At 62.3% G+C, this 26,930-nt stretch carries 29 protein-coding genes and 1 pseudogene; 19 read left to right on the forward strand and 11 right to left on the reverse strand.

What is annotated here, in order from left to right:
• Nucleotides 1-203: 203 nt before the first annotated feature.
• Nucleotides 204-1,451 (forward strand): ribonucleotide-diphosphate reductase subunit beta, encoded by a 1,248-nt coding sequence (locus AC0ZJQ_RS12170; RefSeq protein WP_476476734.1) that lies wholly within the window; start codon nucleotides 204-206, stop codon nucleotides 1,449-1,451.
• A 112-nt stretch (nucleotides 1,452-1,563) separates the two neighbouring features.
• On the forward strand, nucleotides 1,564-3,270 hold the full coding sequence (locus AC0ZJQ_RS12175; protein ID WP_476476735.1) for an AIPR family protein: 1,707 nt from the start codon (nucleotides 1,564-1,566) through the stop codon (nucleotides 3,268-3,270).
• Between the two features lie 707 nt (nucleotides 3,271-3,977).
• Here the strand turns inward: AC0ZJQ_RS12175 and gcvA are convergent.
• On the reverse strand, nucleotides 3,978-4,877 hold the full coding sequence (gcvA, locus tag AC0ZJQ_RS12180) for a transcriptional regulator GcvA (protein WP_476476736.1): 900 nt from the start codon (nucleotides 4,875-4,877) through the stop codon (nucleotides 3,978-3,980).
• A 117-nt stretch (nucleotides 4,878-4,994) separates the two neighbouring features.
• Here gcvA and AC0ZJQ_RS12185 point away from each other — a divergent pair, with 117 nt between their 5' ends.
• From AC0ZJQ_RS12185 to AC0ZJQ_RS12195, 3 genes are all read left to right on the forward strand, one after another.
• Nucleotides 4,995-5,720, forward strand: a complete 726-nt coding sequence (locus tag AC0ZJQ_RS12185) for an FMN-dependent NADH-azoreductase (RefSeq protein ID WP_476476737.1) — start codon at nucleotides 4,995-4,997, stop codon at nucleotides 5,718-5,720.
• An 80-nt stretch (nucleotides 5,721-5,800) separates the two neighbouring features.
• Entirely contained in the window at nucleotides 5,801-6,148 is a 348-nt protein-coding gene (locus tag AC0ZJQ_RS12190) for a TfoX/Sxy family protein (protein WP_476476738.1), read from the forward strand.
• A 97-nt stretch (nucleotides 6,149-6,245) separates the two neighbouring features.
• Entirely contained in the window at nucleotides 6,246-6,941 is a 696-nt protein-coding gene (locus tag AC0ZJQ_RS12195) for a GNAT family N-acetyltransferase (RefSeq protein WP_476476739.1), read from the forward strand.
• Between the two features lie 51 nt (nucleotides 6,942-6,992).
• Here AC0ZJQ_RS12195 and AC0ZJQ_RS12200 read toward each other — a convergent pair whose 3' ends face one another.
• Nucleotides 6,993-7,736, reverse strand: a complete 744-nt coding sequence (locus tag AC0ZJQ_RS12200) for a class I SAM-dependent DNA methyltransferase (RefSeq protein ID WP_476477777.1) — start codon at nucleotides 7,734-7,736, stop codon at nucleotides 6,993-6,995.
• Nucleotides 7,737-7,892: 156 nt separating this feature from the next.
• Between AC0ZJQ_RS12200 and AC0ZJQ_RS12205 the strand changes: the two genes are divergently transcribed.
• Nucleotides 7,893-8,360 (forward strand): RNA methyltransferase, encoded by a 468-nt coding sequence (locus tag AC0ZJQ_RS12205; RefSeq protein WP_008570307.1) that lies wholly within the window; start codon nucleotides 7,893-7,895, stop codon nucleotides 8,358-8,360.
• Nucleotides 8,361-8,468: 108 nt separating this feature from the next.
• On the opposite strand, the pseudogene AC0ZJQ_RS12210 reads toward AC0ZJQ_RS12205, so the two are convergent.
• A pseudogene (locus AC0ZJQ_RS12210) lies at nucleotides 8,469-8,717 on the reverse strand (FmdB family zinc ribbon protein).
• Between the two features lie 279 nt (nucleotides 8,718-8,996).
• Between AC0ZJQ_RS12210 and AC0ZJQ_RS12215 the strand changes: the two are divergent.
• Together AC0ZJQ_RS12215 and AC0ZJQ_RS12220 are read left to right on the forward strand one after the other, a co-directional pair.
• Complete coding sequence (locus AC0ZJQ_RS12215; RefSeq protein ID WP_237263290.1) at nucleotides 8,997-9,602, forward strand: hypothetical protein; 606 nt, start codon at nucleotides 8,997-8,999, stop codon at nucleotides 9,600-9,602.
• A gap of 14 nt (nucleotides 9,603-9,616) precedes the next feature.
• A complete protein-coding gene (locus AC0ZJQ_RS12220) occupies nucleotides 9,617-10,195 on the forward strand; it encodes a hypothetical protein (protein WP_237263289.1) in 579 nt (192 codons plus the stop codon).
• A 95-nt stretch (nucleotides 10,196-10,290) separates the two neighbouring features.
• On the opposite strand, the gene AC0ZJQ_RS12225 is transcribed toward AC0ZJQ_RS12220, so the two are convergent.
• Nucleotides 10,291-11,079, reverse strand: coding sequence for an NAD(P)H-dependent oxidoreductase (locus AC0ZJQ_RS12225; protein ID WP_237263623.1), 789 nt, complete (start codon nucleotides 11,077-11,079; stop codon nucleotides 10,291-10,293).
• A gap of 85 nt (nucleotides 11,080-11,164) precedes the next feature.
• On the opposite strand from AC0ZJQ_RS12225, the gene AC0ZJQ_RS12230 reads away from it, so the two are divergent.
• Nucleotides 11,165-12,058 (forward strand): LysR family transcriptional regulator, encoded by an 894-nt coding sequence (locus AC0ZJQ_RS12230; RefSeq protein ID WP_476476740.1) that lies wholly within the window; start codon nucleotides 11,165-11,167, stop codon nucleotides 12,056-12,058.
• A gap of 139 nt (nucleotides 12,059-12,197) precedes the next feature.
• Here AC0ZJQ_RS12230 and AC0ZJQ_RS12235 read toward each other — a convergent pair whose 3' ends face one another.
• From AC0ZJQ_RS12235 to AC0ZJQ_RS12245, 3 genes are all read right to left on the reverse strand, one after another.
• The gene (locus AC0ZJQ_RS12235; protein ID WP_314019150.1) at nucleotides 12,198-12,326 is read right to left on the reverse strand and encodes a hypothetical protein; all 129 of its coding nucleotides are present in this window, start codon (nucleotides 12,324-12,326) and stop codon (nucleotides 12,198-12,200) included.
• 110 nt (nucleotides 12,327-12,436) lie between these two features.
• Entirely contained in the window at nucleotides 12,437-12,571 is a 135-nt protein-coding gene (locus AC0ZJQ_RS12240; protein ID WP_314019152.1) for a hypothetical protein, read from the reverse strand.
• 48 nt (nucleotides 12,572-12,619) lie between these two features.
• Entirely contained in the window at nucleotides 12,620-13,456 is an 837-nt protein-coding gene (locus AC0ZJQ_RS12245; RefSeq protein ID WP_301618325.1) for a CAP domain-containing protein, read from the reverse strand.
• Between the two features lie 139 nt (nucleotides 13,457-13,595).
• Here AC0ZJQ_RS12245 and AC0ZJQ_RS12250 point away from each other — a divergent pair, with 139 nt between their 5' ends.
• Together AC0ZJQ_RS12250 and AC0ZJQ_RS12255 are read left to right on the forward strand one after the other, a co-directional pair.
• Nucleotides 13,596-13,997 carry a hypothetical protein gene (locus tag AC0ZJQ_RS12250; RefSeq protein WP_476476741.1) on the forward strand — a complete coding sequence of 134 codons (402 nt, stop codon included), beginning with the start codon at nucleotides 13,596-13,598 and terminating at the stop codon, nucleotides 13,995-13,997.
• 128 nt (nucleotides 13,998-14,125) lie between these two features.
• Complete coding sequence (locus AC0ZJQ_RS12255) at nucleotides 14,126-16,126, forward strand: peptidase U32 family protein (protein ID WP_476476742.1); 2,001 nt, start codon at nucleotides 14,126-14,128, stop codon at nucleotides 16,124-16,126.
• A gap of 9 nt (nucleotides 16,127-16,135) precedes the next feature.
• Here the strand turns inward: AC0ZJQ_RS12255 and bla are convergent, their stop codons facing one another.
• Complete coding sequence (bla, locus tag AC0ZJQ_RS12260) at nucleotides 16,136-17,032, reverse strand: class A beta-lactamase (RefSeq protein ID WP_008570314.1); 897 nt, start codon at nucleotides 17,030-17,032, stop codon at nucleotides 16,136-16,138.
• A 190-nt stretch (nucleotides 17,033-17,222) separates the two neighbouring features.
• On the opposite strand from bla, the gene AC0ZJQ_RS12265 reads away from it, so the two are divergent.
• From AC0ZJQ_RS12265 to glpD, 6 genes are all read left to right on the forward strand, one after another.
• Nucleotides 17,223-18,050 carry an ion transporter gene (locus AC0ZJQ_RS12265; RefSeq protein ID WP_167134837.1) on the forward strand — a complete coding sequence of 276 codons (828 nt, stop codon included), beginning with the start codon at nucleotides 17,223-17,225 and terminating at the stop codon, nucleotides 18,048-18,050.
• Between the two features lie 103 nt (nucleotides 18,051-18,153).
• Entirely contained in the window at nucleotides 18,154-18,918 is a 765-nt protein-coding gene (locus AC0ZJQ_RS12270) for a YoaK family protein (protein ID WP_167134835.1), read from the forward strand.
• A gap of 261 nt (nucleotides 18,919-19,179) precedes the next feature.
• Nucleotides 19,180-20,061 carry an MIP/aquaporin family protein gene (locus AC0ZJQ_RS12275; RefSeq protein ID WP_213663714.1) on the forward strand — a complete coding sequence of 294 codons (882 nt, stop codon included), beginning with the start codon at nucleotides 19,180-19,182 and terminating at the stop codon, nucleotides 20,059-20,061.
• Between the two features lie 12 nt (nucleotides 20,062-20,073).
• Nucleotides 20,074-21,582: a glycerol kinase GlpK gene (gene glpK / locus AC0ZJQ_RS12280; RefSeq protein WP_476476743.1), complete on the forward strand. Its 1,509-nt coding sequence runs from the start codon at nucleotides 20,074-20,076 to the stop codon at nucleotides 21,580-21,582.
• 131 nt (nucleotides 21,583-21,713) lie between these two features.
• Entirely contained in the window at nucleotides 21,714-22,472 is a 759-nt protein-coding gene (locus AC0ZJQ_RS12285) for a DeoR family transcriptional regulator (RefSeq protein ID WP_008570320.1), read from the forward strand.
• A 165-nt stretch (nucleotides 22,473-22,637) separates the two neighbouring features.
• Entirely contained in the window at nucleotides 22,638-24,188 is a 1,551-nt protein-coding gene (gene glpD / locus AC0ZJQ_RS12290; protein WP_476476744.1) for a glycerol-3-phosphate dehydrogenase, read from the forward strand.
• Here glpD and AC0ZJQ_RS12295 read toward each other — a convergent pair.
• Both AC0ZJQ_RS12295 and AC0ZJQ_RS12300 read right to left on the reverse strand, forming a co-directional pair.
• On the reverse strand, nucleotides 24,169-24,450 hold the full coding sequence (locus tag AC0ZJQ_RS12295; protein ID WP_476476745.1) for a cell division protein ZapA: 282 nt from the start codon (nucleotides 24,448-24,450) through the stop codon (nucleotides 24,169-24,171). The two genes, glpD and AC0ZJQ_RS12295, sit on opposite strands and share 20 nt — an antisense overlap.
• Nucleotides 24,447-24,674 carry a hypothetical protein gene (locus AC0ZJQ_RS12300; RefSeq protein WP_476476746.1) on the reverse strand — a complete coding sequence of 76 codons (228 nt, stop codon included), beginning with the start codon at nucleotides 24,672-24,674 and terminating at the stop codon, nucleotides 24,447-24,449. Before AC0ZJQ_RS12300 ends, AC0ZJQ_RS12295 begins: the two co-directional genes overlap by 4 nt.
• 161 nt (nucleotides 24,675-24,835) lie before the next feature.
• Here AC0ZJQ_RS12300 and AC0ZJQ_RS12305 point away from each other — a divergent pair, with 161 nt between their 5' ends.
• Both AC0ZJQ_RS12305 and AC0ZJQ_RS12310 read left to right on the forward strand, forming a co-directional pair.
• Nucleotides 24,836-25,117 (forward strand): peptidylprolyl isomerase, encoded by a 282-nt coding sequence (locus AC0ZJQ_RS12305; RefSeq protein WP_476476747.1) that lies wholly within the window; start codon nucleotides 24,836-24,838, stop codon nucleotides 25,115-25,117.
• A gap of 112 nt (nucleotides 25,118-25,229) precedes the next feature.
• The gene (locus AC0ZJQ_RS12310; RefSeq protein ID WP_476476748.1) at nucleotides 25,230-25,676 is read left to right on the forward strand and encodes a DUF3597 domain-containing protein; all 447 of its coding nucleotides are present in this window, start codon (nucleotides 25,230-25,232) and stop codon (nucleotides 25,674-25,676) included.
• A 79-nt stretch (nucleotides 25,677-25,755) separates the two neighbouring features.
• Here the strand turns inward: AC0ZJQ_RS12310 and rluB are convergent, their stop codons facing one another.
• A complete protein-coding gene (gene rluB, locus AC0ZJQ_RS12315; protein ID WP_476476749.1) occupies nucleotides 25,756-26,892 on the reverse strand; it encodes a 23S rRNA pseudouridine(2605) synthase RluB in 1,137 nt (378 codons plus the stop codon).
• Nucleotides 26,893-26,930: the final 38 nt, after the last annotated feature.

A 26,930-nucleotide genomic window follows, 5' to 3' on the forward strand; every position in this document is an offset into this window, starting at 1 on the left:
TTGCGCTCACTCGCCCAGCTCCGCCCTTACACCGAGTGGGAGTTGTGGCCTGATTCGTAGGGTGGATGTCGCTTTCCACATCCACCGTTACCCACTCGATGGCGCGCAACACCAAACCAGATTCCGCGCTTTTGCGTGCAAACCAAAAGCCACCCATACATCCGACCGGCCAAGCCCCGGTCCCCGATCAGGAGCAATCGCACATGCTGAGCTGGGACGAATTCGACGAAGAAGAAACCACCACCGCCGCGCCGGCCACCGCTGCCGCGCAGCCTGCAAGCCAGACCGCCGCCAAGCTGGACAACGAAGCCGTCGGTTCCGTGGAAGAAGCCCGCGCCGTTGCCGCTGATGACTCCGACGCCGTGGCCCGCGCCAAGCGCGCGCTAGACGAACTGGACGTGCGCGAAGGCCTCAACGAACTGGAAGGCGAATCGGCCCGCGTGCGCGTCGACGAAAAGCGCATGATCAACGCCCGCGCCGACCTCAACCAGCTCGTCCCCTTCAAGTACGACTGGGCCTGGCAGAAGTATCTGGATGGTTGCGCCAACCACTGGATGCCGCAGGAAGTGAACATGAATGCCGACATTGCCCTGTGGAAGAGCAAGGACGGCCTTTCCGAAGACGAGCGCCGCATCGTCAAGCGCAACCTCGGCTTCTTCTCCACCGCCGACAGCCTGGTCGCCAACAACCTCGTGCTGGCCACCTACCGCCTGATCACCAACCCCGAGTGCCGCCAATACATCCTGCGCCAGGCCTTCGAAGAGGCGATCCACACCCACGCCTACCAGTACTGCATCGAATCGCTGGGCATGGATGAAGGCGAGATCTTCAACATGTACCACGAGATCCCGAGCGTCGCGAAAAAGGCCAGCTGGGGTCTCAAGTACACCCGTTCCATCTCCGACCCGACCTTCCAGACCGGCACCCCGGAGACCGACAAGCAGTTCCTGCGCAACCTCATCGCCTACTACTGCGTACTCGAAGGCATCTTCTTCTACTGCGGCTTCACCCAGATCCTCTCCATGGGCCGCCGCAACAAGATGACCGGCACCGCCGAGCAGTTCCAGTACATTCTGCGTGACGAGTCCATGCACCTGAACTTCGGCATCGACATGATCAACCAGATCAAGATCGAGAACCCGCACCTGTGGGACGCCGAGATGAAGGACGAAGCGACCCAGATGATCCTCCAGGGCACCCAACTGGAAATCGAATACGCCCGCGACACCATGCCCCGTGGCGTCCTCGGTATGAACGCCGCGATGATGGAGGACTACCTCAAGTTCATCGCCAACCGTCGTCTGACGCAGATTGGGTTGAAGGAAGAGTATCCGGGCACCACTAACCCGTTCCCGTGGATGAGCGAAATCATGGATCTGAAGAAGGAGAAGAACTTCTTCGAGACGCGGGTTATTGAGTATCAGACGGGTGGGGCTTTGAGTTGGGATTGAATCCTGGGAACGCTACTACTTAAAGCTGTGCCTTACATGGATGTTGGGGTAGCAAATAAACTAAAAAAGCCCCGCATTGCGGGGCTTTTATTTTTAAAACAAGGAACCACAATTGGACAGAATCACCAAGGCACTACTAAAAGAATTCACAGAAGCCAACTCCCTTCAAAAGCTTGATCAAAGTAAAGCATTTGAGCATTTTTGCTCCTACATCCTAACATCACAACATTACGATGAAAATATTGACACTCAAGATATCGTAGTAGGGGGATCAGGTGAAATTGGCATAGACGGTATTGCCATAATAGTTAACGGATCACTTGTAAACTCACATGAAGAAATAGATGAGCTAAGGAAAATAAATGGGTATCTTGACGCCTCCTTCATACTAGTTCAATCGGAAACATCTCAAGGATTCGACTTAAAGAAATTAGGCCACTTTGGTGACTGTGCACGTGATTTCTTTAACGATGCGGAATTCCAAGAGAATAGCGGATCCGTAAAAAAGACCCATGCAATTGTTGAGAAAATATTTGAGCTAAGCTCATCTTTCAAAAGAGGAAAACCGCAGTGTTTTCTCTACTACGCCACCACCGGAAAATATCAGAACGAAAAACCCTTCGAAATCAAAATAAAAAAAATTGAAACAGAACTCTCAAAGCTAGGCGTATTTAGAAAAGTTGAGATAGAGTGCATAGATGCTGACAAACTCCACTCCCTTTATAACAGCACAAAAAATACTATAAAAAGGGAAATCTTATTCGAGCGCTACGCTACAATGCCTGAAATGCCTGGAGTAACCGAAGCATATATCGGGGCACTTCCTGCAAACGAATTCTTAAAGCTAATCGAAGATGAAAACGGCGGGATAATAAAGTCTGTATTCAACGATAATGTACGCGACTGGCAAGACCTTAATATTGTCAATGAAGAAATTGGTAAAACCTTGGAAAACCCTGACCCAAATGCCAGATTTGCAATCTTGAACAACGGCGTCACCGTAATTGCAAAATATCTTCAGCGCATAGGTGATAAATTTCACATCGAAGACTATCAAATAGTTAACGGCTGCCAGACAAGCCATGTACTCCATCTGTTCAAAGATAAAATCACAGAAAAAACTTACATCCCGTTACGACTAGTCTCAACTACAAATGATGAAATCAGCGCAGCTATAACAAAGGCAACAAATCGCCAAACCCAAGTTACCGAAGAAGAACTCCTCGCAGTGTCTGACTTTCAGAAAAAACTGGAGACACTTTTTTCTTCTTACGACGGAAAGAAAAAACTCTTCTACGAGAGAAGAACTCGCCAATACAACCATGTAGATGACATCGAAAAAGTCAGAATAATAAACAAAACAGCACTTATTAGAGCATTCTCATCAACTTACCTAGAAAAGCCGCACCGAACCCAAAGAGGATATGCAACATTAATATCATCCATAGGCAAAGAAATTTTCGGGAAGGATCATATACTTGAACCTTACTACGCAAGCGCATATGCGCACTACAAGATTGATTACGCTTTTAGAAATCAAATAATTGATGCCAAGTACAAACCAGCTAGATTTCTTCTTCTGATGGCAACCAGACTATTTATGGTAGGCAGCTTCCCCTCTCAAATGAACTCAAAGGAAATGCTTAAGGTTACAGAAAAGTTCATTGACAGCCTGTGGGACGATAAAATATTCACAGAAAACCTAAACAAAGCTTGCAAAGCTATCGACGAACTTACCCCAGGCGGCCTAGACAGAGATCAAATACATACTGAAACTTTCACCAATTCTGTCGTTGTCCTGATAAAAGCAAAGGCTTGATCTTCCGAAATACCTGCAGCGAGTAACCGGAAAAATGAAAAAGGGGACATGAAAAAAGGGGGACAGATTTATTTTCTGCCGCTGGCTCGCCGTTCCGCGCCCCCGCCACGCGTTCCTTGGTCCCACCGACAGGTTTCGCCTTGCACGGCGAGTCACTTTCTCTTGTCTGGCCAAGAGAAAGTAACCAAAGAGAAGGCCACCCCGGCATCCGGGTCTGGCCTGTGGCCAGACTTCCCTCGCTCCGGCGCTGCTCCGGGGTCGGCTTACAAGGGCCATCCTTGGCCCTTTAAGCCTCTCGCCGCATCCATGCGGCTCGTCCCCTACGCAACACCTCCACTCGGCCTCCTGACGGGGAACGGAGTCCGAGTCGCCCGAGAGTCCTTTGGATTATTTATTTCTTCTGTATAAACCGGCAGGCGACACCAACCGCCCCTTTCAGGAGGGTGAGCGGAATCGCCGTGGAAGGGGTTGAGCGGCATGGATGCCGCGAGAGCCGCGATGGGCCAGGGATGGCCCTTCGCGGCGTGCCCCTGGAATGGCGATGGAGCAAACGAACCCGGAGCGAAGCGCAGGGCCGGATGTAGGGGCAAGCGTTTTTGGTTACTTTTGTCGCGACTGACAAAAGTGACCCGCCCGGCAGGGCGGAACCAATGCATCAAGCAGCCCGTAAAACAGCAGCGGCACGGACGCAAAAAGCATCCGCGAAGCTACAACTCACACAACCCACCCGGCACAGCTATCACCCACTCCCTCACCGCCCGAACCGTCGGGTCATCCCGACGGCTCTCCGGGTACACGAGATGAAACGGCTTGCCCTCCATCTCCGGCCCGAATGGCTGTACCAGCCGCCCTTCCCTCAGCTCGTCCTCGATCAGCTGGCGGCTCATCAGCGCCACACCCTGCGCGCCGATGGCCGCGGAGATAGCGTGGGTCTCGTCGGAGAAGACCAGCCCGGCGCTGACGTCCAGTCCCGGCACGTTGGCGAGCTTCTGCCACGCCGCCCAATCGCGCGGAGACGAAACGGCGCCTTGCGCGCGAAAGTGAATCAACGAGTGCTTGGGCAGGTCCGCCGCAGAATGCAAACCAAGCAGCGGACTGCAGACCGGGACGAAGGTGTTGTCGAACAGCTTCTCCGCCACCAGCCCCGGCCAGCGTCCGTCGCCGTAGCGGATAGCGATATCTGCCGTGACACCATCCAGCGCGACCGGCTCGTGGGAGGTGTGGAAGCGCAGATCAATATCTGGATGCGAATCGCGTAGCAGGCAGACCCAGGGCACCAGCCAGCGCACCGCGATGGCCGGTGTGGTGCTGAGAGTGATCGCCTGGCGGCAGGGCTTCGCGCTCAGGCGTTCGACCGTAGCGCTGATGCTGTCGAATGCCGTTTCCAACGTCTGTTGCAGCTCCCGCCCTTGCGCGGTCAGTTCCAGCTTGCGGGGTTTGCGGAGAAACAGAGCCACGCCAAGGGATTCCTCCAGCGAACGAATCTGGTGGCTGATCGCCGTGGCGGTGACGGACAGCTCTTCCGCGGCCTGCTTGGCACTTTCGTGGCGGGCGGCCGCTTCGAAGGCACGCAAGGCGGAGAGCGAGGGCAACCAACGGTGCGCCATGGCTGAGTTTTCCTCATCTGTATTCGAAAGAAATCGTCGTTTGTCGCCTGTAGAGCCTGCCCCTAGGCTGACTCTGCCGCGAATGACAGATGAATTCTTTCACAGAGGAGATTCGCCATGACCCACCTTCTGCACCTCGACGCCAGCGCCCGCCCCGGCCTTGCCGGCAAGGACGAACACGGTTCTCACAGCCGCAACCTCAGCCAGCGCTTCATCAGTCAATGGTTGGAGCGTCGCCCGCAGGATGGCGTGACCTACCGGGACATCGGCCAGAATCCGCCCTCTTTCGTCAGCCACGACTGGATCGCGTCGGCCTTCACGCCAGAGGAGCGTCAACAACCCTGGATGAAGGGTGCCCTGGCCGAAAGCGACAGGCTGGTGGACGAACTGCTGGCCGCCGATGTGCTGGTCATCGGCACGCCGCTCTACAACTTCGGCATGCCGGCGGCGCTCAAGGCCTGGGTCGATCAGGTGGTGCGCCTGAACCGCACGGTCGGCATGGACGAGAGCAACCCGCTCGATCCCTACGTGCCCATGCTGGCGGATCGGGAGCGGCACGCGGTCATCCTTACCGCCCGTGGCGGCATCGGTTTCAACCCGGGCGAGGCGATGGCGCACATGAACCACCTGGAGCCGAACCTGGCCACGGCGCTCGGTTTTATTGGGATCACCCGCCTCCATCAAATCGCCATCGAAGGCCAGGAAATCGGTGGCGAGCTGCTGGCCAATTCGGTGGCCGAAGCGCTGCGTCAGGTGGATGCGCTGGTGGCGCGGCTGCAGGCGACTGTGGCGGCACCCACTCCCCGCACGCAGCGGAGGCAGGCCGAGCCCGATCCGGTGTGATGCAGGCCTGGCGTGGAAAACGCCGGGTTTTCCACGCTACCCTCCATGACCTGATACCCGGGCGAGACAGCGGAGCGAGCATGGCCACCGATAGAGACTTCATGCTGTACGTGGCGGAGCAGATAGGCCTGGGAAGCCGGCTGACGTACCGGAAGATGTTCGGCGAGTACGCCCTTTATCTGGATGAAAAGGTCGTTGCCTTCGTCTGCGACAACAGCCTGTTCATCAAGCCTTCGCCGGCGGCCGCGACGCTTGCGCCGGATCTGCCGCAAGCCCCGCCGTATCCCGGCGCCAAGAATTATCCGGTGGCCGACGAACTGCTGGACGATGCCGACGAACTACGCCGTCTGGTGATCGAAACGGCGCGGCTCATGCCGGTGCCGGCGCCGCGCAAACCGAGGAAGAAGAAGTCAGACGCGGCGACATGAGTTTCCAACAGGGCAGGCTCTTCATCTCCCCTGCCCTCGCCCGTGGTACACCGCCCGGTACAATGCCGCCATTTTCCGTACCGCCCGGAGCACCGCCATGTTCACCCTCGCCCATCTCGACACTCCGCCGCCGGAATCGCTGAAAAGCCAGCTGCTGCAGATGGTGGTGGACTACCTCGGCGACATCAGCCCCGTCTCGCTCACGCCGAGCAACCCGCTGTATCAGCTGTATCAATACGTGGTGGGTTTCGAGGTGCATCGGTATCTGGACAGCATGGACGGCGCCCAGGCGGGCAAGCCCGAGCTGATCATGGCGCTGGATGCCGACGACCCGGCAACCCTGCTCGGTTTCGCGCTGTACCTGCCGTATATGGACGATCCCGAGGCCTGTGCGCTGGTTTATCTGGCCGTGCAGGCCGAGCATCGTCGGCAGGGCATCGGCCAGGCCATGGTCGCAGCGATGATGACGCGCTATCCCCACGCCGAGGTGGCCTGCGTGGCCGGCAAGGTGCCGTACTTCGAGGCGCTGGGCTTCCTGCCGTTGGCGGCGCGTGGCCCGCAGGTGGTGATGAACACCCGCAGCCCGGCATCCCACGGCGTGGTGGCGGTGCAGGACCTGGCACCGATCTTTCAGTCCAAGGAAGTGCGGCAGATTCACAGCTATCTGGTGAAACAGCACGGTGAAAAAGCCATGAGTAACGCGGAGAAGCAGCGGGATCGACTGCTGGATCAGCTGGCCGAGCAGGCCAACCACCTGATCGAGACGTTCACCTCAGCCCGGCGTCTGCACTGATCGCCATCGCTGCCCGGCAACACGGCACATCGACGGCGGCGCCAGCCTGACTCAAATCTTCACGCAGACAAATATCGCGTTCCCGGATGCCTGGTCCCAGGGAACGATCTTCTCGTAGTCATGCTCGAGCACATGCACTTCAAAGTACGGCTGCAGCAGTTCGATCAGCTCGGCGAAGCTCACGGCCACCATCGCATGCTCGTCGTGCCAGACCTGGCTTTTTCCTTCGACGGTTCTCTCGATGCGCAGCCGCAGCGCTTGGTGCGCGCCGGCACCCGGGTAGTTCCAGCCCGAGCTGAAGCTGAACAGGCCGTTCGCGTGGCTAGCGCTGTGGGAGACGAATGAAGCGTTGTCGATCCGACGCTTGTCCACCGCGTTGAAGCAGAACAGCCCGCCTGCCGCAAGGGCGCCATGCGCGCTGGCGATACAGCTCTTCAGCCGCTCGATTGTGCCGCTGTAGTGGATGGAATACAGGAAGCAGGTGATCAGGTCGGCAGGCTTCTCGACTGCAAAGCCGCACATGTCCTGCAACGAAAACCGGGCTTCCGGGCAGCGAATGGCCGCTCTGTCGAGCATGGGCTGGTTGATGTCGAGGCCGCTGCTTTCATAGCCCGCATCGATGAAATGGCGCACGTGCGGCCCGGTTCCGCAGGCCAGATCCAGATGCCGGTTGCCGGCATTGCCGAACAGCTGCTGCAGACGATGGACGCAGTGGCTTTGTGCGCCGTAGTCGATATCCGCGCACATGAGATCGTAGTAACCCGACAAGTCGGTATAGAGAGCATCGCCGGGCATGGTGACCTGATGAGTTTTGCGGGAGCGTGAGGGGCGCGCATCATATCCCGGCGACAGGGAAATCACCCGGCAATCACGCGCTAACGAGCTGGCGTTTTTCAACCGGCCTACGCCAGACGCCCCGTATACTCGCGGTTTTTCGCGCGAGTCCCTTCTGTGAGCAACAAACGCTATGCCTGCATCGGCCTGAGCAACCCGAAATCACCGTCCAACGTGGGCGCAATCATGCGTGCGGCGGGCTGCTATGGCGCGGCCTCGGTGTTCTACACCGGCACCCGTTACGACCGGGCCAAGGACTTCGTCACCGACACCAAGAAAGTCCATCAGGACATTCCGCTGATCAACATCGACGACCTGCGCAAGATCCTCCCGCTCGGCTGCGTGCCAGTGGCCGTGGAGCTGGTCGACGGCGCCCGTGCCCTCCCCCAATACACCCATCCGGATCGCGCGCTGTACATCTTCGGCGCCGAGGACGGTTCACTGAGCAAGGAGATCCGCGACTGGTGCGAAGACGTGGTCTACATCCCGACCAATGGCTGCATGAACCTCGCGGCCACGGTCAATGTGGTGCTCTACGACCGTCTGGCCAAAGGCAACAATACCCGCTCGGGACCGCAGTTCTGATTCACGAGGTGGCGAGTCGCGGCTCGGCAGCCGGACGGCAAATGTAAAGGCCTCGCCGCTTTCCACGCGACAGCGCGCTCGACGCACGCCGTGCTCTGAACGCCGACCTCAACGGCAGTTGCCGGCGCAGCCCCCGCGTGCGCAGGCCGGTGCCTCGGGGTTCTTCAACACCTGGCTATTCACCACCCCGGCGGCACTCATCAGCTTGGTCACCGGCGCATCGTCCGGAATCGACGCATCTTCGGCCAGCGCACAGGCCTCTCGCAATTCACCCTAGGTCTTGGGGCGCAGCGCCATCGCATGGCGAACCTCGTAAACCTGGCCATTGGCTTCGCAGCGATAGTCATAAGTCGGCATGGTTATTCCTCCCTGGGTTGCGCTACGGCGGAGTCGTAAGCGCCCGCATGCTGAACGAGCGGCGCACGGCGCGATTGTACGAGCAAGTACGTACTGTGCTTCTTCTATCCATGCTGGCCAACGAGAACCAGTATCGAAAAAAATACAACGCCTGTACGAATAATGGCAATTTGCCGCTAATATCCGCGACGCCCAAGGACGGCGAAATCAGTGCTCTGTGAGAGCGTCTCTGCTGTCCACGGCAGCCACGCTTATCTATAGAACACCAAGGAAGTATCCATGAGCCCCTTCAAGTATCTGGCAGCCGGCTTGCTTAGCCTGGCGCTGACCGGCTGTGTCTCGTTCACTCCCACCGGTCCCATTGGCCTGCCTTCCCAGGTTGTCGAGCAATCCGTCCCGGCTGGGGCGATGCTCAAGGACGTCGAGGTTAGCGATCCGCGGCTGAATGACACCCAACGGCGCAACATCAGCAACGTTCTGACTACGCAGATTGAGCAGCACATCGATCGCGGCGAGTACTTCGAGCGCATGATCAGTTTCCCTACCAAGCTGGACGAACGGGACGTCGAGCTGCGTTTCAACTTCACCTCGCTCAAGGGCAAACGCACAACGCACCCCGGCTACTTCCCGGGTGCGCTGCTGACGCTGACCATGTGGATCTGGGTAAACGGTCCGATCTACGTGGACAAATACGATCTCGGCGCCGAGTTGACCATAGCCGACGCCGACGGCAAGCAGCTGGCGCATACCCGGAAAACCCTGGTGCTGGATCAGAACACCGGCTTATGGGATGTGGATTATTTCAACACCTCACTGGGCTCAAGGCAGCTCACCCAACTGGTCGAACAGCTGCTGACCGATGGCACTCAGCAACTCGCTCACTGACAAGGACGTTAACCATGAAAAAGCTGATCGCTGCATTCGCCGTACTGGTGTCGGTGAGCCTGCCGGGATGCATGACCTACTCACACAAATCGTTACCAGAGATAGGGCAGTGGCCGCTCGTTGAGTCGACACAGACGAAACCAACCGCATACATCAAGGTGCAAACCGAGTATTCGGTGAACGGCACACCGACGGCGAGTAACCCGAACATTGCCAAGCTGGAAGAGCTGATCAAGAAAGAGTTCGTCGATAGCGGACGCTTTGCCCGCGTGAGCACCGAGCAGGAAGCATCTGACCTCTACGTCACCGTAACGCTGCGCAACCAGGAAACCGGCAATCTCGGGCTGGCGGTGATTACTGGCGCGACGTTCTTCCTCGTTCCCGGCACCTTCGACAACACGCTGATCATGGACATGATGTTCCGCGATGGCGAAGGCAAGAAGCTGGGTCGGGTACAGAAGCAAGAAACACTGACGACTTGGATGCACTTGTTCCTCGTCTTCGCCCTGCCCTTCAACGGCTCAAGTGACGTAATCCTCACCGAGCTGGCCAAGAGCAATCTCGAAGCGGCGGCGAAGAAGGATCTGATCTGATCCGATTGCCCCACGCATCGGCGTGGGGCACCTTCTACCGCAGGCCGTCACGCCTGTCGTTTTCGAGACAGGGCGAACGGCCTCTGGTTCCAAGCTCAGCCATCGCAGTCCACCACATGAACCCCCAGGCCTGCCTGCCCCGGCGCCAGCTCCGGTCGTAGCGTCAGCGCCGGTATCTCGTAATCCCCGGCATTCTGTCGGCGATAGGCAATCGGCGTCGTCTGCCAGAGGTCGTCGAGGCGCTGTCCCAACTCGTCGCGAATCGTCTCGAATCGAGCCTGATCGACACGGCTGGTGCGATGCACGAGATACGGCGGCAACACGTCGAAACCCGGGTAAAACAGCATGCCGTGCTGGATGGGGAACAGCAGGTCGTCGATGGGGCCATTGATACCCCGCGGGCTGTAATGCGAGGCCCAGCCGCCGGTCGTGACGATCAGCATGGCGCGCTTGCCCGCCATCGCACCTTCGCCGTAGCGATTGCCCCACCGTGCATCGGAGTGCTCCCCCACGCCGTAGGCAAAACCATAGGCGTAGACGCGGTCGACCCAACCCTTGAGGATCGCCGGCATGCTGAACCACCACAGGGGAAACTGCATGATCAAGGCATCCGCCCACAGCAGTTTTTCCTGCTCCTGGGCGATATCGGCAAGTTGCCGACCATTGGCGAAAGCCCATTTCGAATCCTGCGACGGATCGAACCGCGCCCCAGGCTCGTGATCGAGATTGTCGTCGGCATCGACGGTCGCCTTCCACCCCATCGCATACAGATCGGAAACCCGGACATGGTGGCCGGCTTCGTCCAGGCGCTGGACGACGAAATCACGCAGCGCGCCGTTCAGCGAGCGTTGTTCTGGATGGGCATAGACGAGCAAGACATTCATATTGGGCACCTCCGTTGAACACGGACGCAGAATGCGGCGCTCGACTGTATAGTTGAAATGAATGTTCGGAATTCCAGGTATAGGCATGAATAATCTCAGACGTCTGGATCTCAACCTCCTGGTCACCCTCGATACGCTGCTCGCCGAACACAACGTGACCCGCACCGCCGAGCGTCTGAACCTCTCTCAACCCTCGGTGAGCGTTCACCTGGCCAAGTTGCGGGAGATATTCGCCGATCCGCTGCTGCTCCCGGGGCCGCGCGGCATGCGTCCTACCGCCCGAGCGGAGGAGCTGCGCGAACCGCTGCGCCTGGCGCTGGCCGCGCTGGAACGTGCCGTCGCGCCCGCCGCACCGTTCGATCCGGCAGCGGCTGCACATACCTGGCGCATCGCCGCGACCGACTATGGCGAGTCCGCGATCGTGCTCCCGGCACTGCCGGCACTGCGCGCCGCATCACCCGCCAGCCGCCTGGCCGTGGTCGAGATGGCGCCGTCGCGTATTGCCAGGCAAGCGGAACAGGGGGCTATCGATCTGGCCCTGCATACCAGCGAAGGCTCGCCCGTCAACCTGCGACGGCGGACGCTGTTCACCGAACGTTACGTGCTGGCGGGCCGCGCGGGTCATCCTCGGCTGAAGGAGCGCCCGACACTGGCGCAATTCTGCGCGCTCGATCAGGTCATCGTTTCGCCGGATGGCGGCGGCTTTCACGGCGCCACCGATGAGGTGCTGGCAATGCACGACGCGCAGCGTCGCGTGGTGTTGTCCGTGCCGCACTTTCTGTTTCTGCGTGCGGTGCTGGAAAGTACTGATCTGGTGGCGATGCTGCCGCAGCGACTGGTGCGCGATCAGGACGCCCTGCAGGTGGTCGATGCGCCGGTGGAGGTGCCGGGCTTCGAGATGTCCATGCTCTGGCACGAACGCTCCCACCGGGATCCCGCCCATGAATGGCTGCGCCGGCAGATCGCCGAGTCGGTGTGATGGCCGCGCGGACGTAAGCCAAGGCCACGCAGTGCCGGGCCCTTGCCCTGAGCACTCCGCAAAACGGCCAGTTCAATGTCGTACGGCTATCGCGCCGGACTTGGCCGAGCGGTGAAGAATTACTGGCTACGACGCACGATCACGCCTGCTTCAGCGCCACCAGAATGAAACCCACTACGATGCCGGCAAGGGCGATCAGCCAGCCAATCCGGTGTGCACGGTTCTTTTCGGCTTGCCGCACGGGGTCCACGGGCTTTTTCTTTCTCACGGTTCACCTGACTCTGAATAAAGATACGGCTGACGCCAAACGCCGCCGCGCGCCCTTTTAAGCCGCACGGCGCGAATTGTCCAGCGAGCGGCACGATGGTTGCGGCAGCGTCATGTCAGCCACCCCGATTCGCCCGGTGCCGTCAGAGTTTCGATGATGCGGCCCTCTCGACTGGCGATTCGCTGCAGCCAACTGGCACCGGCGGTCGCGACGATACCGGCCATCTGCGCGGTAGTGCAGATCACGCGCCGCGTCCGTGCCGAATTACGCGCCAAGCAGCTAGGTGTCGGGGCTTACGGCGCGCCGAACAGCGCCGTCCAGTAGATCGTCGCGTCGCTCTGCGGATCGACCGCATAGGCCGCGCCGAATTCGCTGTACTGCGGGTTCATCAGATTTGCGCAATGACCGGGGCTGGCCAGCCAGCCGTCGAGCACCCGGCGCGGAGTCGGCAGTGCGGCGGCGATGTTCTCGCCCACCACGCCGCCGGTATAACCCGCCAGCTCGGCGCGGTCGCCCGGCGTGCGGCCGTCCTCGCTCAGGTGGCTGAAGAAATTGCGATTGGCCATCGCCCGGCTATGGGCCTCGGCCGTACCGCCGAGGGTCGCGTTCCAGCCAAGCGGGGCTGCCGCGGCAAAGGACTGCGAGCCGCACTGGCGTGGCTGCGCACGCGCGGTATTGATCAGTTCCAGCAGCTTCTGGCCTTCGGCCTGCCAGTCGCCCAGACGCCCGTCGAGCAACGGCCGCGCCAGCACGATGCGCCAGTCGCGGCCCTCGCGGCTGACGCCGATATCGACGAACTGCGGATCGAGCAGCACCTGGCAGAAGCTCTCGTGCAGCGCCTGCATCGCCGCCGGCGCATCACGCGGTCCGGACAGGCTGATGGCTTGCACCGTCATCATCGGGTAGGCCGCACGCGCCAGTTCCTGCTGCAGATCGCCCGCGCCGATGGCTGGCAGATTCAGGCGCGCGTCGGCGGTGAGTGGCGGCAGTTCCTCGCTGGCCTTGCTGCCGCAGCGCTGCACCTCGCTGCGGTAGGCATTGATCGCCTCGACCAGCTGCGCTTCCTCGGCAGCCGCCCAGCCGGTGAACAGCAGCGTGGCGAACAGCAGAACAGTTGAAAGGACACGCATGGCAGCTCTCCGGCAAAACCCTGACGAAACGGTACGCCCATGGCGCAAGCGAACGTCATGGTGCGCGACGTCGCCGCGCTTGTCATCCCGCAGCTCGCCGGGTGTGCGGGTTACGCCGGCTTGGCTATGATCGAAAGCCATGAACAGCCCGCCGCCACTCCGCCAGCCCTGCCCGCCCGGTACCTGCACCTGCAGCCGCGATGCGTTGCTGCAAACCCCGCGCGCCGATACGCGCATCCTGCGCCTGACCCTGCATGAGGAGCGTCGCCTGCTCGAGCGCTTGGAGAAGGTGCAGAGCCTGGACGACCTTGAGCATCTGCAGCAACGCATGTTCGAGCAGCTGGGTATCCGCATGGATATCGCCCCCGGGCACAACGAGGTGCGCAGCATGCGCGGCATCGCCATCGACTTCGCCGACCAACCCGGCCTGTGCCGCAAGACCCGCCCGGCCATCGCCGCTGCCATTCGCCGCGCCCTGCAACAGCGCCCGGAAATTGCCTGGCGCCTGCTCGATGCGCACGATCTGTTGGGTGGCCTCTAAACTCGCAGCGTAGAAACGGCCGGCGGGTACGCCAGTATTCCATTGACGCCCACTCGCCCAGCGGCCAAACCCAAACTGCCGGCAAGCCATTACAATGCGCGCCTTCGTTTCATTGCCGGTCCGTGCTCATGTCGCTTCCCAAACACCACCTCGAACTGCTCGCCCCCGCGCGCGACGTCACCATCGCCCGCGAGGCCATCCTGCATGGCGCCGACGCCGTGTACATCGGCGGCCCCAGTTTCGGTGCGCGGCACAATGCCGAGAACAGCGTGGCGGACATTGCTGAGCTGGTGAAATTCGCCCACCTGTTTCATGCGCGGGTGTTCGTCACCCTCAACACCATCCTGCACGACGACGAGCTGGAAGCCGCGCGCACGCTGATCCATCAGCTCTACGAGATCGGCGTCGATGCGTTGATCGTGCAGGACATGGGCATCATGGAGCTGGATATTCCGCCCATCGAGATCCATGCCAGCACCCAGACCGACATCCGCACACTGGAACGGGCCAAGTTCCTCGACAAGGCCGGTTTCTCGCAGCTGGTCCTCGCGCGCGAGCTGAACCTGCAGGAAATCCGTGCGATTTACGATGAAGTGGATTCGACCCTGGAATTCTTCATCCACGGTGCGCTGTGCGTGGCATTTTCCGGCCAGTGCAACATCAGTCACGCGCAGACCGGACGCAGCGCCAACCGCGGCGACTGCTCGCAGGCCTGCCGCCTGCCCTACACGCTGAAGGACGATCAGGGCCGCGTGGTGGCCTTCGAGAAGCACCTGTTGTCGATGAAGGACAACAACCAGAGCGCGAACCTGAGCGCGCTGGTCGACGCCGGCGTGCGCTCGTTCAAGATCGAGGGGCGCTACAAGGATGTGAGCTACGTGAAGAACATCACCGCTTACTACCGCCAGCGCCTCGACGGCATCCTCGCCGAACGCCCGGATCTGGCCCGTGCCTCCAGCGGCCGCACCGATCACTTCTTCGTGCCGGACCCGGACAAGACCTTCCACCGCGGCAGCACCGACTACTTCGTCACCGACCGCAAGATCGACATCGGCGCCTTCGATTCGCCGACCTTCACCGGCCTTGCGGTCGGCGAAGTGCTCAAGGTGGGCAAGCATGATCTGACCGTGCGGACCCGTGAGCCACTGTCCAACGGCGACGGCCTCAATGTGCTGATCAAACGCGAGGTAGTGGGCTTCCGCGCCAGCGTGGTCGAGCCGCTGAAGCAGTTCGACGAAGACGGTCAGTCGCGCTACGAATACCGCGTCGAACCCAACGAAATGCCCGCCGCGCTGCGTCAAGTACGACCGAACCATCCGCTCAATCGCAATCTGGACCACAACTGGCAGAACGCGCTGCTGAAAACCTCTGCCGAGCGCCGCGTCGGTGTGCGCTGGCTGGCCAAGCTGCGTGCCGACTCGCTGGAGCTGCACGTCACCAGCGAGGAAGGCGCCTATGCCACGGCCACCCTGCCCGGCCCCTTCGGCGAAGCGAAGAAGCCCGAGCAGGTGCCCGGGCAGATTGCCGATCTGCTGAGTCAGCTAGGCACCACGATTTACCACGCCGAAGAGGTCGACGTGGTTGCGCCGCAGGCGTTCTTCATCCCCAACTCGCAGCTCAAGGCGCTACGCCGCGAAGCCATCGAAGCGCTGAGCGAAGCCCGCGAAGCGATCCGTCCGCATGGCAGCCGCAAGCCGGTCAGCGTGCCGCCGCCGGTCTATCCGGAGTCGCACCTGTCGTTCCTCTACAACGTCTACAACGAGAAGGCGCGCGCCTTCTACCACCGCTACGGCGTGCAGCTGATCGATGCGGCCTACGAGGCCCATGAGGAAACCGGCGAAGTGCCGGTGATGATCACCAAGCACTGCCTGCGCTTCTCCTTCAACCTCTGCCCGAAGCAGGCCAAGGGCGTCACCGGGGTGCGCACTAAGGTCGCGCCGATGCAGCTGGTGCACGGCGACGAGGTGCTGACGCTGAAGTTCGACTGCAAGCCTTGCGAAATGCACGTGATCGGCAAGATGAAGGGCCACATCCTCGACCTGCCGTTGCCGGGCAGCGCGGCGAGCATCGTCGGACAGATCAGCCCGGAAGACCTGCTCAAGACCATCAAAGCCAAGCCGCAGGCCTGACGCGCGACCTCAGGCCGTCAGCGCCTCGGCCAGCGCCCGACCGATCGCCGCCAGCGCGGCGTTGCGCGCGTCGGCGCTGGCCTGCGTCTGCGTGAGGTAGACGCAGGCAATCAGCGGTTTGCGCTGCGGCGGCCAGATCACCGCGATCTCGTTGGTCGTGCCGCGCTCGCCCGAGCCGGTCTTGTCGCCGATGCGCCAGCCTTGTGGCAGACCGGCACGCAGCTTGGCCGCACCGGTCTGGCTGGCGAGCATCCAGCCGATGAGTTGATCACGCGAGGCCGCCGACAGGCTGTCCCCCAACACCAGACGCTGCAGATTCGCCGCCATCGCCGCCGGCGTGGTGGTATCGCGCGGATCGCCGGGACTTGCCTCGTTCAGCTCGGTTTCCCAGCGATCCAAACGGGTATGACGATCACCGAGCGTGCGTGTGAAATCGCCGATCGCGCCCGGGCCGCCGAGGTGACGCAGCAGCAGGTTGCCCGCCGTGTTGTCGCTGAGGGTGATGGCCGCTTCGCAGAGCGCGGCGAGCGTCATGCCATCGTTCACATGCCGCTCGGTGACGGGCGAGTAGGTCACCAGATCATCCGCGCTATAGCGGATGCGTGTCTGCAGCGAATCCGCGCCGGCATCGACCCGCCGCAATACCGCCGCGCCCGCCAGCAGCTTGAAGGTGCTGCACAATGGAAAGCGTTCATCGGCACGGTGCAGCCATTGCCGGCCGGACTGGCTGTCGATGATCGCCACGCCCAGACGCGCATCCAGCTGTTTTTCCAGCTCGGCGAAGCGCTGCGTCAGGCCTTCGCCGCGCCGCTCGCCGGCCCACGCCCGGTCGCCCCGCACCAGCGCGCCGCCGAGCAGTAGCGCACCACCCAGCAAGGAAAACTGTCGCCGTGTCAGTACCTTCACCTTGTTCCTCCATTCGACAAACACACCGGTCAAGCAGCGGACGCTGAGCTTAGGCTATCCGGCGCCGATGCTCTGCCGGATCAGGCTCAGTGCGATAAGCGGATTGGCGAACGCCTGTGCCATCGCATGCTTTAAACTTGCGCCCTTCTTCTGCACTACCCGGCGAATCCCCTCGCTGCCCGGACTTTCCATGAAGCAACGCGCCGTAACGCCCTTTCAGATCTTCATCCTCGTGCTGTCGTTCTACGTGCTGGGTGCGCTGGTAGCCGATCTGTTCTTCAAGCTGCCGCCCGATATCTCGACCCTGCTGGGCTATCTGGACACCATCGTCTGCTTCTTTTTCTTCCTCGACTTCTGCATGCGTTTTCAGCAGGCCGAGAACAAGTGGCGCTTCATGCGCTGGGGCTGGATCGATCTGCTCGCCAGCGTGCCGGCCAGCGGCCTGCAGGCAGCCAAGCTGGTGCGTGCGTTCCAGATCCTGCGCATCCTGCGCGCGCTGAAATCGCTGCAACTGATCTGGCGCGTGCTGTTTCGCAACCGCGCGGAAGGCATCGTCGTCTCGGCAGCAACGGCAACCCTGCTGCTGGTGGCCTTCGGCGCGATCACCATGTTGCTGGTGGAGGCGCCGAATCCGCAGAGTTCGATCAACACGCCGGAAGAGGCGCTGTGGTGGGCCTTCGTCACTGTCACCACGGTCGGTTATGGCGATTTCTATCCGGTGACCACCGCCGGGCGCGTCGTCGCGGTGTTGCTGATGGTGTCGGGCGTGGGCCTGTTCGGTAGCTTCGCGGCCTATATCGGCTCGCTGTTCGTCGCCGACCAGAACGAGGAAGAAGAAAAGCGCGACGCCGACGACCGCGAGCTGATGCACCGGCTGCTGGCGCAGGTGGACAGCCTCAGCCAGGAGGTGCAGAGCCTGCGCGCCGAACTGCAACGAGGCCGGCTCGACGAGCGCGCGAACGCAGCTGACGCCGATACGTCGATGACCGCCGCACCGGAGCCGACGCGCAGGGCATGACGGCAATCTGTCGTCACGATTGCGTGGTGATCGCCCGCAGGCTGCCCGCCGCGCCCTATAATCGCCCCCTGTCACGCGCCCCGCACGGGAGTTTGCCGGCGTCATGCCTTTCGAATATGCACGCAATCTGACCGGTCGCCGGCGTACCCGCCATGGCAATCGCCAACTGGGCCTGTGGCTTGCATTCAATGCCGGCGCGGCGAATGCCGGCGGCTTCCTCGCGGTGCAGCAATACACCTCGCACATGACCGGCATCGTCTCCTCGATGGCCGACAACCTGGTACTGGGCGCCACCGACCTCGCCCTCGGCGGGCTCGGCGCGCTGCTGTCGTTCCTCTTCGGGGCGATGTGCTCGACCATCATGATCAACATCTCGCGGCGCCGGCACATGCACAGCCAGTACGCGCTGCCGCTGGCGCTGGAGGCTGTGCTGTTGCTGTGCTTCGGCGTGCTGGGCGCGCAGATGATGGCCGTTCCCGGGCTATTCGTGCCGCTCACGGTGATGCTGCTGTGCTTCATCATGGGCCTGCAGAACGCCATGGTGACCAAGCTCTCGAACTCCGAGGTGCGCACCACGCACGTCACCGGAACGGTGACCGATATCGGTATCGAGCTGGGCAAGCTGATCTACATCAACCGCCTGCAACGGCCGGGAGAGAAGCCGGTGCGCGCCAATCGCGAGCGTCTGCTGATCAACAGCCTGCTGGTCTGCTGCTTCTTCATCGGCGGCGTGAGTGGCGCCTTCGGCTTCAAGTATTTCGGCTTTCTCGCCACCGTACCGCTGGCCGGCGCGCTGCTGTTCTTCGCGCTGGTGCCGATGTGGGACGACCTGCATCTGAGCTGGACGCTCTGGCGACGCAAACGCTGAGCGCGCTTCCGTCACCCCCGCCTTTCTTGCGCGCGTCCTCGCGCGTCCTGCATCTACGCCTTCGCCTTTACATGCTGCGCAGGTTCGTGCGCCGCTGCCACGCGACAATTCGGCGTTAAAAACGTTCGCCTACCCTTCGTCCGAATGTTCAATTATTTACTTTGACAGCGTGACTTTTTGCTCATAGCTTTCGATTCCGAACATTTACGAACCATTCCGCAGTCGGCTCGAACAATAACAATCCGCATGAGGCTCCCGCGCATGAGTACTCCAACCGTCCCGACGCTCAAGGGACAATGCATCGCCGAGTTCCTCGGCACCGCCCTTCTGATCTTCTTCGGCACCGGCTGCGTCGCCGCGCTCAAGCTGGGCGGCGCCAATCTCGGGTTATGGGAAATCAGCATCATCTGGGGCATCGGTGTGTCGATGGCGGTCTATCTGGCCGCCGGCGTATCCGGTGCGCACCTGAACCCGGCCGTCACCATCGCGCTGTGGCTGTTCGGCACCTTCGAGCGGCATCGCGTACCGGCGTACATCCTTGCCCAGGTCGCCGGCGCCTTCTGTGCCGCCGCGCTGGTGTATGGGCTGTACAGCAGCCTGTTCATCGATTTCGAGCAGGCGAACCACATGGTCCGTGGCAGCGTCGAAAGCCTGCAGCTGGCCTCGGTGTTCTCCACCTACCCGCACGCGTCGCTGTCGTTCGGCCAGGCGTTCCTGGTGGAAGTGGTGATCACTGCAATCCTGCTGGCGATGATCATGGCTATCACCGATGACGGTAACGGCCTGCCCAGCGGCCCGCTGGCGCCGCTGCTGATCGGCCTGTTGATCGCCGTGATCGGCGGTGCGATGGGACCGCTGACCGGCTTTGCAATGAATCCGGCACGGGACTTCGGGCCCAAGCTGATGACCTTCTTCGCCGGCTGGGGTGATGTCGCCTTTTCCGGCGGGCGGGACATTCCGTATTTCCTGGTGCCGATCTTCGCGCCGATCCTTGGCGCCTGCCTGGGTGCCGCCGGATACAAGGCGCTGATCTGCCGGCACCTGCCAGGGGTAGGCTCGGCCGCCTGCGATGCACCGAAACCCAAGGAAATGGCCTCTGCCGAAATGGGCTCCGCCCAGCCCGACATCAGCAAAGTTCGCTAAGGAAACGACGCCATGAGCAACCAGAACAAGCAATTCATCGTCGCCCTCGATCAGGGCACCACCAGCTCGCGCGCCATCGTGCTGGATCGCAACGCCAACGTGGTGACCATCGCCCAGCGCGAGTTCGCGCAGATCTACCCGCAGCCGAGCTGGGTTGAGCATGACCCCATGGAAATCTGGGCAACCCAGAGCGGCGTGTTCGTCGAGGCCCTGGCTCAGGCCGGCATCACCAACGAGCAGGTGGCGGCGATCGGCATCACCAACCAGCGCGAAACCGCCATCGTCTGGGACAAGGTCACCGGCCGGCCGATCTACAACGCCATCGTCTGGCAGAGCCGCCAGAGCACGCCGATCTGCGACCAGCTCAAGCGTGACGGCATGAACGATCACATCCGCAAGACCACCGGCCTGGTGATCGACCCCTATTTCTCCGGCACCAAGATCAAGTGGATTCTCGATCACGTCGAAGGCAGCCGCGAGCGCGCCCGCCGAGGCGAGCTGCTGTTCGGCACCGTCGACTGCTGGCTGATCTGGAAGATGACCCAGGGCAAGGCCCACGTCACCGACTACACCAACGCCTCGCGCACCATGCTCTATGACATTCACAAGCTGGACTGGGACCCGGTGATGCTCGAAGCGCTGGATATCCCGCGCGAGATGCTGCCGGAAGTGCGCTCCTCGTCAGAGGTCTACGGCCACGCCTACATCGGCTCCGGCCAAAGCACCGGCATTCCGATCGCCGGTATCGCCGGCGACCAGCAGGCCGCGCTGTTCGGCCAGATGTGCGTCGAGCCGGGCCAGGCGAAGAACACCTATGGCACCGGCTGCTTCCTGCTGATGAACACCGGCACCAAGGCGGTGCAGTCCGAACATGGCCTGCTGACCACCATCGCCTGCGGCCCGCGCGGCGAGGTGAACTACGCGCTGGAAGGCGCCATCTTCAATGGCGGCTCCACCGTGCAATGGCTGCGCGACGAGCTGAAGGTGCTGAATGAATCGCTGGATTCCGAGTACTTCGCCACCAAGGTACCGGACAGCAACGGCATCTATCTGGTGCCGGCCTTCACCGGCCTCGGCGCGCCCTACTGGGACCCGCGCGCCCGTGGCGCCTTGTTCGGTCTGACCCGCGGCGTGAAAGTCGACCACCTGATCCGCGCAGCGCTGGAATCCATCGCCTACCAGACCCGCGACGTGCTCGACGCCATGCAGCAGGACGCCGGCGAGCGCCTGCGTGCCCTGCGGGTGGACGGCGGCGCGGTGGCCAACAACTTCCTCATGCAGTTCCAGGCGGACCTGCTCGGCACCCGGGTGGAACGGCCGCAGATGAAGGAAACCACTGCCCTCGGCGCCGCCTATCTGGCCGGACTGGCGACCGGGTTCTGGAGCGATCTCGACGAACTGCGCAGCAAGAGCAGTATCGAGCGCGTGTTCGAACCGGCGTGCGGAAGCGAACAGCGCGAAGCGCTCTATCGTGGCTGGCAGAAGGCGGTCGACCGCACGCGCAACTGGGCCGAGGACTGATCGAACGCTGCCGCGCCTGCCCAGCGAGCGTTCGCAAGCAGGCGCGGCATGTGCGAATCCGAACGCTCCGCGCTTTAATCGAACGCCAGACTGCGGCATGCTTCGGGGCAAACAGCCCATAAGGAAGCCCCATGAGCCTGGCGCCCCGACAGCAGAACATCCTGGATCTCGTGCGCGAGCGCGGCTACGTCAGCATCGACGAGCTGGCCCGGCATTTCGCGGTCACGCCGCAGACCATCCGCCGGGATATCAATCAGCTGGGCGAAGCCGGGCTGCTGCGCCGCTATCACGGCGGCGCCGCCTATGATTCCAGCGTGCAGAACACCGCCTACAGCCAGCGCGCGCGGCAAATGCGCGACGAGAAGCTGCGTATCGCCGCCGCCGTGGCCGCTCGGATTCCCGATCAGGCCTCGCTGTTCATCAACATCGGCACAACCACCGAAGCCATCGCGCAGGCGCTGCTGAACCACCGCGACCTGAAGATCATCACCAACGACCTGCACGTGGCGAGCATTCTCAGTACCAAGGAGGATTTCGAGGTGCTGATCGCCGGCGGCAGCGTGCGCAGCGACGGTGGCATCGTCGGCCAGGCCACCGCCGATTTCATCAGCCAGTTCAAGGTGGACTTCGCGCTGATCGGCATCAGCGGCGTCGACGAGGACGGCACCCTGCTCGACTTCGACTATCAAGAAGTGCGCGTCTCGCAGGCGATCATCCATAACGCCCGCAAGGTTTTCATGGCAGCCGATTCGAGCAAGTTCGGCCGCAGCGCCATGACGCGCCTGGGCTCGCTGGAGCAGATCGACTACCTGTTCACCGATGCGCCGCCGTCCGAGGTCTTCGCCGAACTGCTTGCGCGCCACAAGGTGCAGGTGGAGATCGCCGAATAACGGCTTCTCGCGCGCCGCCAGCCAACTGCGGATGCGATTTCAGCAACGTCTTTTTCGAAAATGTTCCCTTTTATCTGATTTCGAACATTTTTGCTTTCGCATGGATTCTTCTGCGCATAGCATGTTCAAAACCGAACATGATCTTTCGTTTTCGAGGAGAAGCCCGTGCCCCATTCCGTCCAGCCCGTCTCCGAGCTCTATGACGTTGCCGTGATCGGCGGCGGTATCAACGGCGTCGGTATCGCGGCCGATGCCGCCGGCCGCGGCCTGTCGGTGTTCCTTTGCGAACGCGACGACCTCGCCAGCCACACCTCATCAGCCAGCAGCAAGCTGATCCATGGCGGGCTGCGCTATCTGGAACACTACGAATTCCGCCTGGTTCGCGAGGGGCTGGCCGAGCGCGAAGTGCTGCTGGCGAAGGCTCCGCACATCGTCAAACCGATGCGCTTCGTGCTGCCTCATCGCCCGCATCTGCGTCCGGCGTGGATGATCCGCGCCGGGCTGTTCCTCTACGACCACCTCGGCAAGCGCGAGAAGCTACCGGGTTCGCGCGGCTTGCGCTTTTCGGCCGAAAGTCCGCTCAAGGCGCATATCCGCCGTGGTTTCGAGTACTCCGATTGCTGGGTGGACGACGCGCGGCTGGTGGTGCTCAACGCCATGGCGGCACGCGAGAAAGGCGCGCATATCCACACCCGCACCCAATGCCTGAGCGCCAAGCGCGCCGGCAGCATCTGGCATGTCGAGCTACAGCGCCAGGACAGCAGCCGCTTTTCCTTGCGCGCCAAGGCGCTGGTCAATGCCGCCGGGCCGTGGGTGGCGCAGTTCATCGGCGAGGGGCTGCAGCAACGCTCGCCCTACGGCATCCGCCTGATCCAGGGCAGCCACATCATCGTGCCCAGGCTGTACGACGGCGAGCAGGCGTTCATCCTGCAGAACGAGGATCGCCGCATCGTGTTCGCCATCCCCTACCTCGGGCGCTACACGATGATCGGCACCACCGACCGCGAGTACCAGGGCGACCCGGCGCAGGTGCGCATCAGCGAGGAGGAGACCGGCTACCTGCTCGGCGTGGCCAATGCGCACTTCCGCCGGCAGCTGGCGCCAAGCGACATCCTGCACAGCTTTGCCGGCGTGCGGCCGCTGTGCGATGACGAATCGGACAACCCCGCTGCCGTCACCCGCGATTACACCCTCGCGCTGGCGGCGGACCCGCAACAGGCGCCGCTGCTCTCGGTCTTCGGCGGCAAGCTGACCACCTACCGCAAGCTCGCCGAGTCGGCGATGACGCTGCTGGCGCCGTTCTTTCCCGCACTGGGGCCGAGCTGGACGGCCAGCGCCGCGCTCCCCGGTGGCGAGGAGATGGATTCGCCGCAGCAGCTGGCCCGGGACATCGAGGCGCGCATCGAAGGCATCGAACCGGCGCTGGCGCAACGCTGGGCCAGCACCTACGGCAGCCGTGTGTGGCAGATGCTCGGCGATGCCCACACGCTGCAGCAGCTTGGCCAGCCACTCGCTGCGCAGCTCTACAGCCGTGAGGTGGACTATCTGCGCGATCACGAATGGGCATGCGAGGCGGACGACATTCTCTGGCGTCGCACCAAGCTCGGATTGAGCTTCACCGCGCAGGAGAAGGAACGCCTGCAGCGCTATCTGGACAGCGACACGGAACTCGACGAGGCCGCCGTGCCGCCCCTGGCTAGCCGCGCAGCTGGCTAGTGACGCGCTCCAGGCTGGAATTGAGGCGCTGCTCGGCCGCGCGCAGCTGCTCGCCCTGCTGCAGCAACGGCGCGCAGAGGTTGAGCGCGGTCAGTACCAGCAGCTTGTCGGCGCTGGCATCGGGGAACTGACGGCGGCTGGTCGCCAGATGCTCCTGCAGCAGCGCCGCCGCGTCGGACAACAGCGCCGCCTGTCCTTCGCCGGCGCGAATCGAATACTCGCGCCCGAGAATGTTCAGCACCTGAATGTCGGCGGCACTCATGCGGCACTGCCGGCAGCGGCGCGCTCGATCAGCGCTTGCAACCGGGCCAGCGTCGCGCCCTGCTTTTCCTCCTGCTCCAGCGCGGCCAGCTGCAGGTTGTCGTTCTCCTCGTGGGCCTGCTGCAGCTGCTGTTCGAGCAGCGCGGCGGTTTCGCGCAGGGACTGATTCTGCTGCAGCAGGTCGGCGATGACGCGTTCGAGCTGGACGAGAGCGGTTTCAAGCATGAGAGGTATCCGGAGCCGGTGAAAAGGCGCGCGAGGATAGCAAAAGCGCTGCTGGCGGGGGGCCTGCATTGGCGAGCGCATTGCCACGACTGGCGGTCGCCAAAGCAAAGACGATTGCGGTAGCCTCGGCAGCCCATCCAAACGCATCACAGGAGTCACCCATGGCCCGCGCCACCGCCCGCCACATCCTGGTTTCCAGCGAAGCCAAGTGCAACGAACTGAAGGCTGCCATCGAAGGCGGCGCCGATTTCGCCCAGGTCGCCCGCGAGAACTCGAGCTGCCCGTCCAGCCGTGACGGCGGCAACCTCGGCTCCTTCGGCCCGGGACAGATGGTGCGTGAATTCGACACCGTCGTTTTCAGCGCGCCGCTCAACGTCGTGGAGGGTCCGGTGAAGACCCAGTTCGGCTATCACCTGCTGGAAGTCACCAGCCGCGAAGACTGATCCTGCCCGCCCCACGCTTCGGCGTGGGGACGCAGTATTTTTTCCACCATCGCGGATGGTTTCCGCCAAGCGGCGGTCCAATACGGCACGACCAAATCAAGAGGTATGTGCCATGGGACTGTTCGACAGAATCAAGGAAAAACTCGGCTTCGGCGATGCCTCCAATGAGGCGCAGAAACCGGTTTCCACCCCACCGGCGGATGCCGCCAGTACCAGCGCCGAAGGCGTCACGCTGGATTCCGGCCGCCCCACCGCTACCGCCAATGCGACCACCCACACCGACGCCCCGGCGATGTCGCAGGTCGACATCGCGACGAAGCTCGACGCCATGGCCGCCAGTCACCACGAGCAGCTCAACTGGCGCACGTCCATCGTCGATCTGCTCAAGCTGCTCGGTCTCGATAGCAGTCTGGACGCGCGCAAGGAGCTGGCCAACGAACTGCACTGCCCGCAGGACAAGATGACCGACTCCGGCACCATGAACATCTGGCTGCACAAGGCCATCATGCAAAAGCTCGCCACTCACGGCGGCAATGTGCCGCCGGAGCTGCTGCACTGACGCCGGCGAATGCCGGCCAATAAAAAAGGCTGCCCCGCATGACGGTGGCAGCCTTTTTCGTTACCGGCGCTCGCTGCGGTCAGGGCCGCTTGGGGCGATCACTACGGCCGAAGCCGGGGCGCTGCCCTTCACCCGCCGGCGGGCCGCGCCGCTTGGCCGGAGCCGGCTTGTCGCCGCCGGCGCCTTCGGGGCGCTTACCACGCTTGCGATTCACATCGCTCGGACGCTCGGCAACCGGCGTACCACGGCCCTGCTCGGCCGGACGCGGCTTGCGCGCCGGCTGCTCGCCACGCGGCTTGTCGCCGATGCGCGGCAGGTCGGCTTCACCGGCCGGACGCAGCACACGCGGGCGGCGCTCGCCACGCGCCAGCGGCTTGGCCACCTTGCGCTGCAGACGGTCGATCTTCTCCTTGGCGCGGGCCTTCATCTCCGGCAGCGCGACCGGCGTCAGGCCGACCTCCTGACTGAGGATGTCCACCTCGGCCTGCGACATCTCGCGCCAGCGGCCCATCGGCAGATCGGAGGTCATGAACACCGGACCGAAACGCACCCGCTTCAGCCGGCTGACCACCAGCCCCTGGGATTCCCACAGGCGGCGCACCTCACGGTTGCGGCCTTCCATCACCACGCAGTGATACCAGTGGTTGAAACCTTCGCCGCCGGGCGCTTCCTGAATGTCGGTGAAGCGCGCCGGGCCGTCTTCCAGCATGACGCCGGTCTTCAGGCGCTCGATCATCTCGTCGTCGACTTCGCCGCGCACGCGCACCGCGTATTCGCGGTCCATCTCGTAGGACGGATGCATCAGCCGGTTGGCCAGTTCGCCATCGGTGGTGAACAGCAGCAGGCCGGTGGTGTTGATGTCCAGCCGGCCGATGTTGATCCAGCGGCCTTCCTTCGGCCGCGGCAGGCGGTCGAATACGGTCGGACGACCTTCCGGATCGTTGCGGGTACAGATTTCGCCGTCGGGCTTGTTGTAGATCAGCACGCGCCGCACCACGGCGGCTTCTTCGCGCTTGATCAGGCGGCCGTCGACGGCGATGGCGTCGAGCCGGTCCACGCGCTGGCCGAGGCTGGCCACCGCGCCGTTGACCTTGACCCGGCCTTCGCTGATCCATTGTTCGATATCACGTCGCGAAGCCAGCCCCATGCGGGCCAGGACCTTCTGCAGTTTTTCGCCATGGGCGACGTGAGGGGTGGAATCGTCATGCTCGGTCATTCTGGGCACCTCCCGGTGTGTCAGTTCCGATTGAAAGG

It is taken from the genome of Stutzerimonas sp. 21-1 (assembly GCF_056336065.1).

What these genes read in the sequence shown, in the direction of transcription:
- AC0ZJQ_RS12170 (WP_476476734.1), top strand. Translation starts at nt 204, where the DNA reads ATGCTGAGCTGGGACGAATTCGACGAAGAAGAAACCACCACCGCCGCG.
- gcvA (WP_476476736.1), bottom strand. Translation starts at nt 4,877, where the DNA reads ATGGCGCACCGTTGGTTGCCCTCGCTCTCCGCCTTGCGTGCCTTCGAA.
- AC0ZJQ_RS12185 (WP_476476737.1), top strand. Translation starts at nt 4,995, where the DNA reads ATGACCCACCTTCTGCACCTCGACGCCAGCGCCCGCCCCGGCCTTGCC.
- AC0ZJQ_RS12190 (WP_476476738.1), top strand. Translation starts at nt 5,801, where the DNA reads ATGGCCACCGATAGAGACTTCATGCTGTACGTGGCGGAGCAGATAGGC.
- AC0ZJQ_RS12195 (WP_476476739.1), top strand. Translation starts at nt 6,246, where the DNA reads ATGTTCACCCTCGCCCATCTCGACACTCCGCCGCCGGAATCGCTGAAA.
- AC0ZJQ_RS12200 (WP_476477777.1), bottom strand. Translation starts at nt 7,736, where the DNA reads ATGCCCGGCGATGCTCTCTATACCGACTTGTCGGGTTACTACGATCTC.
- AC0ZJQ_RS12215 (WP_237263290.1), top strand. Translation starts at nt 8,997, where the DNA reads ATGAGCCCCTTCAAGTATCTGGCAGCCGGCTTGCTTAGCCTGGCGCTG.
- AC0ZJQ_RS12220 (WP_237263289.1), top strand. Translation starts at nt 9,617, where the DNA reads ATGAAAAAGCTGATCGCTGCATTCGCCGTACTGGTGTCGGTGAGCCTG.
- AC0ZJQ_RS12225 (WP_237263623.1), bottom strand. Translation starts at nt 11,079, where the DNA reads ATGAATGTCTTGCTCGTCTATGCCCATCCAGAACAACGCTCGCTGAAC.
- AC0ZJQ_RS12230 (WP_476476740.1), top strand. Translation starts at nt 11,165, where the DNA reads ATGAATAATCTCAGACGTCTGGATCTCAACCTCCTGGTCACCCTCGAT.
- AC0ZJQ_RS12245 (WP_301618325.1), bottom strand. Translation starts at nt 13,456, where the DNA reads ATGCGTGTCCTTTCAACTGTTCTGCTGTTCGCCACGCTGCTGTTCACC.
- AC0ZJQ_RS12250 (WP_476476741.1), top strand. Translation starts at nt 13,596, where the DNA reads ATGAACAGCCCGCCGCCACTCCGCCAGCCCTGCCCGCCCGGTACCTGC.
- AC0ZJQ_RS12255 (WP_476476742.1), top strand. Translation starts at nt 14,126, where the DNA reads ATGTCGCTTCCCAAACACCACCTCGAACTGCTCGCCCCCGCGCGCGAC.
- AC0ZJQ_RS12265 (WP_167134837.1), top strand. Translation starts at nt 17,223, where the DNA reads ATGAAGCAACGCGCCGTAACGCCCTTTCAGATCTTCATCCTCGTGCTG.
- AC0ZJQ_RS12270 (WP_167134835.1), top strand. Translation starts at nt 18,154, where the DNA reads ATGCCTTTCGAATATGCACGCAATCTGACCGGTCGCCGGCGTACCCGC.
- AC0ZJQ_RS12275 (WP_213663714.1), top strand. Translation starts at nt 19,180, where the DNA reads ATGAGTACTCCAACCGTCCCGACGCTCAAGGGACAATGCATCGCCGAG.
- glpK (WP_476476743.1), top strand. Translation starts at nt 20,074, where the DNA reads ATGAGCAACCAGAACAAGCAATTCATCGTCGCCCTCGATCAGGGCACC.
- AC0ZJQ_RS12285 (WP_008570320.1), top strand. Translation starts at nt 21,714, where the DNA reads ATGAGCCTGGCGCCCCGACAGCAGAACATCCTGGATCTCGTGCGCGAG.
- AC0ZJQ_RS12295 (WP_476476745.1), bottom strand. Translation starts at nt 24,450, where the DNA reads ATGAGTGCCGCCGACATTCAGGTGCTGAACATTCTCGGGCGCGAGTAT.
- AC0ZJQ_RS12300 (WP_476476746.1), bottom strand. Translation starts at nt 24,674, where the DNA reads ATGCTTGAAACCGCTCTCGTCCAGCTCGAACGCGTCATCGCCGACCTG.
- AC0ZJQ_RS12305 (WP_476476747.1), top strand. Translation starts at nt 24,836, where the DNA reads ATGGCCCGCGCCACCGCCCGCCACATCCTGGTTTCCAGCGAAGCCAAG.
- AC0ZJQ_RS12310 (WP_476476748.1), top strand. Translation starts at nt 25,230, where the DNA reads ATGGGACTGTTCGACAGAATCAAGGAAAAACTCGGCTTCGGCGATGCC.
- rluB (WP_476476749.1), bottom strand. Translation starts at nt 26,892, where the DNA reads ATGACCGAGCATGACGATTCCACCCCTCACGTCGCCCATGGCGAAAAA.